This window comes from Pedobacter sp. 01T416_2 (assembly GCF_056398925.1).
In genome coordinates, this window is record NZ_JBFTQI010000175.1 from 1 (window position 1) to 8792 (window position 8792).

Here is an 8792-nt window from a genome sequence, read left to right on the forward strand (position 1 = left end):
AAGTAAATCACCAAAAGATCATCATCAGCACCTTGCTAAAGGTTTTGCTAATGATTGTTATTATTTTCATTCTTAACTCCTGGCCAAACATTAAACAGAGTTTTAGTGGTAATGTGCCAGCATTTAGTTATTGGTTAGATCATAGTTTCAAAATAAGTAATATCATTCTCATCTTAGGGTTTGGTGGTTATTTCTACTATAAAGATTTGAGCGATCAAAAAGAACTGATAGAAAAGTCAAAAAACAGCAATCAGCATTAATTAATTCCCAAATAAGTCAAGTTTTAAAGCTTGACTTATTTTTTGCCTGCTCAGGCAACTACATTAAACCATCCTACCTTTTGCTCCCCATTTTATTTAAACCCCTGAGCACTACGTTTATTTTTATTAATACTCAAAATACTTTTACATTGTTTATGTAATTTCCCCAAATAGTTTATCCTTTATTTATGAGTACAAATAAGAAAAATATTGATCTATCCATTATTTGCGATGATCATTGGGATGTGGTGTTCGATCACCTTGGCCTTGGTTTTTGGGAATTAAGTATAGCAACGGGCATACTCCGTTCAACCCGGTCATTTAAGAAAAACCTAGGTTGCCCGCCAGATGAGGTTTTAAGTTATGAAAAGGTTTTAGGTTTAATTCTACCAGAAGACCTTGACCACGTTCAGGATGAAATTGAACTCACGGTTTCGAGAGAAAAAACCAGTTACCACACAGTACACAGAATTTGCCGGCCTGACGGAGAAATTAGATGGATTAAAGCCGACGGAATACTATCCCAACAGGACGGCGAATGCTTAAAATTAATAGGAACAATTTTAGATGTAACCGATTTAAAGAATAAGTCCTAATAATATTAAGCCTCGTTTAGTTCAATCCATACCGGACCGTGATCGCTTGTTTTTTCCCAGCCCCTCACTTGTTTATCTACTCCTGCAGATTTTAAGCGATCACTAACCTGAGGACTAAGTAAAAAATGATCAATTCTTAATCCCGCATCTCTACCATATGCATTCCTGAAATAATCCCAAAAGGTATATATCGTTTCGGTAGGGTATAATTTTCTGATCGCATCTGTCCAGCCTTGTGCCATTAAATTTTGAAATGCCAAACGGGTTTCAGGACGGAATAAAGCATCTTCAACCCAACGCTCTGGTTTATAAGCATCAAGCTCTGTAGGTATTACGTTATAATCGCCACATAAAACTACTGGTAAATTATATTCTAACAGTTTTGCCGCGTGGGCCGTAAAACGCTCAAACCATCGTAACTTGTATTCGAATTTTGGTCCTGGTGCCGGATTTCCGTTCGGAAGGTAAAGACAACCAATTATAACATTATTCACCATTGCTTCGATATATCGGCTGTGCAAATCTTCAGGATCACCATCCAAATTTCGTTTCAGCTCTTTTATTTCCAGGTTTCGAGCCAATATAGCAACGCCATTCCAACTTTTTTGACCATGCCAAATGGCATTATAACCAGCATCTTTAATAGCCTGCTCCGGAAATTTTTCTTGCGGTGCCTTTAATTCCTGCAAACAAACCACATCAGGTTGGGTTTCTTCCAGCCAACGTAACAGAACAGGTAAGCGCCCATTTATTCCGTTTACATTATAAGTTGCTATTTTCATCTGTATCAATATGTTTTAATGGTAATGAAGCAATCGTGATTGACCTGGAGTACAGTTTTTGAAAATCATGATAATTTCATTTTATAAATCTCAGCAATAAAACTCAAAAATGAAACTAAGTATTTCAGATAGTAAAACTAAGCGTGGCTTAACACCTTCTAATATGTAATCTTTAACTATTTACACTGCTTTTTAAAACTAATAATAAACTAAAATGTTTAATTTTGGAGATTCATTCATGTTTGAGCGCATGTTTGAGTTTAGATATAGGGATAGGCTGTTAGTCTATCCCTTTTTTATGYTTAAATGATCTTTAGTTTTTATCCAACAATGTTTTTCACTTTCTGTTGGAGATCCATGATATCAAAAGGTTTTTCAATGATGGCAGTTGGTGAGCAACCTAAATTGTCCATATTTAAAGCCGAAAGCAATATAATGGGCAAATGAGCTGTTTTAGGATTGTGCTTTAATTTATTGCAAATATCCCGACCATCATGTTTACCGATACGGATATCCAACAAAATAATATCTGGCAGGAAATCAGCGATTGCTTCTTCCAGATCATCGGCGCTTAAAACACCTTTAATAAGGTAATGCTCTTCTTCAAAAATTAAATTTATAATGTCGTGGATGTTCTCATCATCATCAACTATGAAGATTTTCTTAACTAACACGTTGCTCATATGCAACAAATCTAGTTTAAGTTAATTAGCTCACATGACGTATTTATACCTGAATTTACCGAATAAATGTGATGAGAACATTAGGCAGCCAAACCAGATTTATAATTTTTAAGCATCTTTTTAAGAAGCCCTCTCGCTACATGTATTTTGGTTTTTACCGTGCCTAATGGGATATCGAGCTCAGCAGCAATTTCATGATATTTATAACCTTCAAAATAACGGCAAAAACAAAAACGGCAATCTTCTGGCAATGCATTTAATGATTTTTGGATGTCCTCCATCATAAACTTTGCCGCACCACCATTAAATGATGCGCTTGGAACCAATTGGATGGAAGTTAAATCCTCTTCCTGCTGGATCATTTCATTTTTCCTTTTTACCTTATAATAATGATTAAGAAAGGTATTTTTTAGAATTGTAAAAAGCCAAGCGCGTACATTACTTCCCATTTCAAACTTAGCAGAAAACCTAAACGCCTTCATAAAGGTGTCCTGAACTAAATCAGCAGCATCGTCTTCATCACGCGTATACGCTAATGCGCGGTCAAAAAGTGGTTGTCTGTATTGGTATATGTCACAATTGAAATTTAATGTTTCCATGATTCGCTTTAGGTATGATGTAGATATTCAACAAACAGTACCATGCAATGTTATTTGTAGAAATACCCGATTTTTTACGGTTTATTTAAAACACTAAAAAATTGCCCTAAAACGATCAAAAATACTAGGCTACATAACCATTTCGCATAGCAAAACGAACTAAAGAAGCAGAGTTTTTTGTACCCGTTTTACTGATTAAAGCCTCTCTCTGGCTCTCTACTGTCCGCCTGCTTAAGTACAATTTGTCCGCTATTTCCTGATTGGTCAACCCATCTGCGATGAGTTTTAATACATTAATTTCGCGTTCAGAAAAGTTGATTTCAGTATTCATTTTTTGCGAAAGCATATTTAACTGGGTATTAAAACGCTCTAAAATGGAGATGCATAGATTAGAAGAAAGATACCGTTTTCCTTTCATTACATGCTTTAGGCAAAACAGCAATTCATCTTCCTCAATATCTTTCGATAGGTAAGCAAAAGCACCTGAGGTAAAGGCATTTGACGCATATTTTTCGTCATCTAAAATAGACAACACAACTACTTTTGTGCCATACCCCCGCTCCTTAATGGTACTGGCTAAAGCTATTCCATCGAGCCTGGGCATTACAATATCTGATAAAATGATATCAGCTTTTATTCCCTTTTCCAAAAGTTCCAAAACCGCTAAACCGTCTGATACTTCTGCAACAACCTTGATGCCTTCGTGTTTTTCTATAAGTGCTTTAAGTGAGGTTCGGATAATATGGTGATCATCCGCAAGAATAATGTTAATCATAACTCAAATATAACTTACACTGTTTTAAAATTAAAAAAGGCTACTTAGGCAGCTCAATATAGAAGGTAGTTCCAATACCAATTTTGCTTTTAAACCAGATTTTTCCCTGGTGCAACTCAACAATTGCTTTGATTATTCCCATGCCAAATCCTCCCGATTCTTCGCCTTTCAAACCTGGTCTTAAAGTTTCGGGCAAATGATCAAAAAGGCCGGCCTGCAACTCATCTGGAATTCCAACCCCATTATCGGCTACAGTAATTAAAACGGTACTTTCATATTCCTCGGCATGTAGAGTAATATTCCCATAATCGGCAGTAAATTTTATTGAATTTGAGATTAGATTATTGATTACCTGCATAAATTTCATGCTATCCAGGAGCAGGTAGATCTGTTCGGCAGAACTTGTAAATTTAATATTCTTCATTTTGCCTAGTTTCGATCGTTTGTAAAAACGAACCACATCCCTAAGTTCCCAGACCAAATCTGCCCGCTCCTTGCCGATTTCTATTACCGATGATTTTAAGAACTCCCTGTTAATCATGCTGCGTACCAAAAGCAGATTACGCTCACACATATCCAGAATAAAAGCTAGTGAGTTTATCATCTGCTCATCGCCTGTTTGAGCAATACCATTTTTCATAGATGAAGCAGTTAATTTCATCATGGCGAGCGGTTCTTTTAAATCGTGCGCCAATACTTCTAAGGTTATATTTTTTCGGGCGTTTATTTGTTCAATATGGATTTTATTGTGGCGCATTATCGTGGTATCTTCTACTGTGCCTACTAAATGCTTTACTTCCTCATCGGCAACGGCAAACACAATTACCCGCACATATTTTTCTCTATCGGCAAATATTAACCGGAATTCATATTTTTTCTCCGTACCTTCTTCCAGGCATTCTTTGTAACAAGACATTACATGTGCAACATCTTCAGGATGTACCCGTGCTAAAAGTAGCTGAGGATTAGCCGCAATTTCATCAAGGCCAAGTTCCCAAATTTTACTTATCGATTTATTGAGGTATGAAAAATTTTGTGCCGTATAATCGAAAATAAAATACCCATCAACAGAGCAGTCGCCCAGGTTACAAAAAAGCTCTTTATTTAATTCGACCATGATTTAATGTTTGATAATTTGCCACTAAACGATGTAATTATATCATCGGCAGCAACCACATCACAAACATCGCACGCCCTAAAAAGTTTTAATCAATAAATGCGTATAATACTTCATATGGAAACATGTAGATTACTCTTGATCCGTTTTTAGAGATATTAACATTTTCCACACGATGTGCAAAATTATTTTGCGGATCAAAACCAACTATTGCCTAAATTGTTAAGCATAAAAGAAAGATAAAAAAGTCCTGTGAGCGGGAGATCCGCGGAGGGCAGGCACACCATAGAGAAGACACTGTTCTCCTTACCAATAGCCATCGCACAGGTGGCTATTTTTATTATGTAGGAACTATTTTAAAATCACCCTTTTACCTGTTTGAGCTGATTTTTTCGCAGCCGCTAAAATTTTGACCACAATTAAATTATTCGGTAGCGATGATAAATCATTTGCTGGATTAATTTCTCCTTTTAAAACTGCAGACAGATAACTTAAATGGTTTGAATAAATTGGCTTCGATGTCTTAGCCTGATAAATTTTATAATCACCCTTCCCATTGTTCTTTAGCCTTAACGTTTTATCATTAACGGCCTGCATGTATCCATTTGCACCAAATACTTCCATATCTTTTATGCTAAAGGGCCAATTCCACGATGCTTCGATAATTCCCGTGGCCGATGGGTACTCCAATAAAATTGTTGCATCGTCATCAACATTCGGATAAACATCTTTTTTAATCTGATGGGTAATTGCGCTAACCGAAATTGGGGCTTTTCCATCCATTAACCAGGTCATTAAATTAGCACCATAACAGCCAAAATCTACCAATGCGCCTGCCCCGTTCTGATTGGGATCGGTTAACCAGCTTAAAAACTCAGCACTCACTCCAATTTCTTTTGGTCCCTGATGGCCATCGTGCACGATTATTTTGCGTAAGGCACCAATAGTATTGGCTTCCTTTACTTCCTTGTATAGCTCCTGATTACTCGGATACCAGGTAGTTTCGTAATTGGTGAGTACATGTACTTTATACTGTGCTGCTAGTTCAGCCATTCTTTCTGCCTGCTTAACTGTTATCGCCAACGGTTTTTCTACCATTACCGATATGCCGAGGGGAGCGGCAGCTTCTACTACAGCCAAATGTCCGCTTATGGCATTGTATGCCAAAACAACATCAGGTTTCTTTTTCTTTAATAAATCAGGAAGGTTATTATAAAATAGGCTATCGGAAATTTTATAACGGTTTTTAAACCTTTTAACCAGCTCAGGATTACTTTCGGCAATACCAATAATATTCACTTCAGCTTTTTGGTAGCTGCTCATGATGAGATAAACGTGATCGTGAGTTAGCCCTGCTATTGCCACATTTAATTTTTGCTGTGCTTTAACAGCGCAAGAAATAAGTAAAAAGCAAAGAATAAAGCCATTGGCTCTAAAAAAACACCTAATCAGATAAGTAGTCATCATACGCTTATTTCTAAAATTTGATGGTTACCAAATTAGAAATTTAAAAAAGCTCTTGATGCTAATACCTAAAAATATTACAATGTTGAAGATAGGAAAACGAAGTGGCCAGGATTAAGATATAAATAAAAAGAAAAATCTAACGGGATGACTTAGCTTATTCTATTAGTTAAAACCTTAGTTTTATTGATATAAAAATGTATCAGGTCTTTTATTTCTAAGTGGGAATTCCTTATTAATTGGATCTAGCTCTTGCTGCTCTTCTGTAATTAACAGGTCGTTGTATTTTTCTAGCAGATGAATATATTTATTCATCCAGAAATACACAGAATTATTATCCGAACCGATTTGTTTACCGGGATCTGCCGTTTGATTGATGGATTCGGGGTTGTACTTGGGGAAAGCTTCTGGAAATGCCGAAGAAAGATCCTGACCTAATAACTTGCCTACCTGCCAAATTACTTCATGCCCGATTCTGTCTTGACCAAACCAGTTGTAAATTGTTCTGCGGCTTACATTAAGTTTCCTTGAAAGCTCACTGATGCCCATGCGATCTCTGCGCACTAAGCGTTCAAGAATTTCTCCTTGTTTTAGTTGTTGTGTTGTCATTGAGATAATTAATTTTAAAAAAAATGAAAAAATAATTAAATCAGTTATCGGGGACGATTGACAATTCAAATGTAAGAATAAGTGTATAAGGTTGTATAAAAGGTGTTGATTTTTTGACATATGTCAAACTCCATCAGCGAATTACTGTGAAATACGCCTGAAATGAGCAGTTTYCAACCTCCTTTTTTCAAGAAATAACGTATTACTTTAAATACAATTACCGCAGAAATTGAAATTATTTGATCAAATCCTTATATTCATCATAAAAAAGACATGGCACAGAATAAAACTACCGAAAACGATTTAAGCGTTCCAGACTTTTTAAATACCATTCCAGATGAAAATAAAAGAGCAGATTGTTTTAACCTGTCAGATATCTTAAGTTTAACCACAGGTTTTAAAGCTAAAATGTGGGGAAATGCCATTGTTGGTTTTGGAAGTTATCATTACAAATATGAAAGCGGCCGGGAAGGCGATGCACCATTGGTTGGTTTTTCGCCACGCAAAGATGCCATAGCTTTATACCTATCATCGCAATTTAAAGACCGTGAAGAACTACTGGCTAAATTTGGCAAACACAAAACAGCGAAAGCTTGTATTTACCTAAAAAAAATGAGCGACATCGATATTGCGGTTTTAAAAGAAATGATTACCAATTCTGTAGAACGGGTAAAAAGTTTATATCCTTAAAGATGGAAAATGTATGATGGAGCTGGAGCTACCGTTGAATAAGAGCGCTTTTCTTTTGCCAAAGGTATATCTATTTGTCATCCTGAGCGCAGCGAAGGATCTTTATTCCTATATTACCAGGTGTTTGTTTTTGCGGCTAAAAGATTCCCGCACGCATAACCTTAACTCCTCAATGGTTAAAACATTATTATTAGTGAGAACTTAAAGACATTAAGAAGGTCATTTATTAAAAAGATTCAGTGCCTTGAGAATGAAAGAAAGCATTCACATCATGATGTAAATAAGAAGTTACGCGATAATAAGTTAAATTTTACAATATTTGATTATTCCTTATTTCGAACAAAAAACTGGAAATGATTAAAAAACTACACCTCTATTTATTGATAGCGGGCGCTTGTGTTTCGCTTAATTCAGCCGCACAAGATGCAGTAAGCTACCAAACACCTCCAAAAGAAATTGCCGATTTATTACTTGCCAAACCAACACCTGGTGTAAGTATTGATGGCAAAGCAGAATGGATCTTGTTTAGTGAGCGCAACTCCTATCCTTCGGTCGAAGAACTGGCCTTGCCCGAATATAGAATTGCGGGCTTAAGATTAAACCCAAATAATTACTCGCCGAGCAGACAAACCTACATTAACAACTTCAGTTTAAAAAACATCAAATCCAACCAAACGTTTCAGGTTTCAGGATTGCCAACGCCATTATATGCCAGCAACATTAGCTGGAACCCATCAGAAAACAAAATTGCCTTTACCCATACCACTCAAAAAGGCGTAGATCTTTATATTATTGATCTGGCTACAAAAAAAGCAGTCAAAACCAATAAGGCTTTTTTAAATGTGGTTTTAGGGAGTGGCCTTACCTGGTTAAATGATAAGACCATTATCTACCGTACGGTAACTAAACCAGCAAGTGCTGCACCTACAAAACCATTGATACCAAAAGGGCCAACCATTCAGCAAAATTTAGGTAAAGCTGCACCTAGCGCCACTTTTCAGGATTTAATTAAATCACCTTTTGACGAACAATTGTTCGAGTTTTTTGCAACCTCGCAATTGGTAAAAAATACAGCAGGTGTAGAAACGGCCATTGGAAAACCAGCTATTTATGGTTCGACAAGTTTATCGCCTGATAAAAATTACCTGATGATCGAAACTATACGCAAACCTTTTTCTTATTTGGTTACTGCAAACGGTTTTCCATCAACAGTAACC

At 36.4% G+C, this 8792-nt stretch carries 10 protein-coding genes and 1 pseudogene; 4 read left to right on the forward strand and 7 right to left on the reverse strand.

The window, feature by feature from the left end:
- Positions 1–260, forward strand: a 260-nt coding sequence (locus AC1DPQ_RS09660) for a hypothetical protein (RefSeq protein ID WP_477609026.1), incomplete at its 5' end; no start/stop codon positions are given.
- 188 nt (positions 261–448) lie between these two features.
- The gene (locus AC1DPQ_RS09665; protein WP_477609028.1) at positions 449–856 is read left to right on the forward strand and encodes a PAS domain-containing protein; all 408 of its coding nucleotides are present in this window, start codon (positions 449–451) and stop codon (positions 854–856) included.
- A 5-nt stretch (positions 857–861) separates the two neighbouring features.
- On the opposite strand, the gene xth is transcribed toward AC1DPQ_RS09665, so the two are convergent.
- From xth to AC1DPQ_RS09700, 7 genes are all read right to left on the reverse strand, one after another.
- Positions 862–1638 (reverse strand): exodeoxyribonuclease III, encoded by a 777-nt coding sequence (gene xth / locus AC1DPQ_RS09670; protein WP_426326033.1) that lies wholly within the window; start codon positions 1636–1638, stop codon positions 862–864.
- 320 nt (positions 1639–1958) lie between these two features.
- Positions 1959–2321, reverse strand: a complete 363-nt coding sequence (locus tag AC1DPQ_RS09675) for a response regulator (protein ID WP_477609030.1) — start codon at positions 2319–2321, stop codon at positions 1959–1961.
- Between the two features lie 80 nt (positions 2322–2401).
- Positions 2402–2920: an RNA polymerase sigma factor gene (locus tag AC1DPQ_RS09680; protein WP_057932132.1), complete on the reverse strand. Its 519-nt coding sequence runs from the start codon at positions 2918–2920 to the stop codon at positions 2402–2404.
- Positions 2921–3044: 124 nt separating this feature from the next.
- A complete protein-coding gene (locus AC1DPQ_RS09685; protein WP_477584030.1) occupies positions 3045–3695 on the reverse strand; it encodes a response regulator in 651 nt (216 codons plus the stop codon).
- 40 nt (positions 3696–3735) lie between these two features.
- On the reverse strand, positions 3736–4812 hold the full coding sequence (locus AC1DPQ_RS09690; RefSeq protein WP_477609032.1) for a PAS domain-containing sensor histidine kinase: 1077 nt from the start codon (positions 4810–4812) through the stop codon (positions 3736–3738).
- A 351-nt stretch (positions 4813–5163) separates the two neighbouring features.
- Entirely contained in the window at positions 5164–6279 is a 1116-nt protein-coding gene (locus AC1DPQ_RS09695) for a Gfo/Idh/MocA family protein (RefSeq protein WP_477584032.1), read from the reverse strand.
- A 180-nt stretch (positions 6280–6459) separates the two neighbouring features.
- Positions 6460–6885, reverse strand: a complete 426-nt coding sequence (locus AC1DPQ_RS09700; RefSeq protein WP_477584034.1) for a helix-turn-helix domain-containing protein — start codon at positions 6883–6885, stop codon at positions 6460–6462.
- A gap of 273 nt (positions 6886–7158) precedes the next feature.
- On the opposite strand from AC1DPQ_RS09700, the gene AC1DPQ_RS09705 reads away from it, so the two are divergent.
- Complete coding sequence (locus tag AC1DPQ_RS09705) at positions 7159–7575, forward strand: DUF1801 domain-containing protein (RefSeq protein ID WP_477609034.1); 417 nt, start codon at positions 7159–7161, stop codon at positions 7573–7575.
- Positions 7576–7928: 353 nt separating this feature from the next.
- Positions 7929–8792 (forward strand): annotated as a pseudogene (locus tag AC1DPQ_RS09710) (alpha/beta hydrolase family protein); the annotation flags it as partial.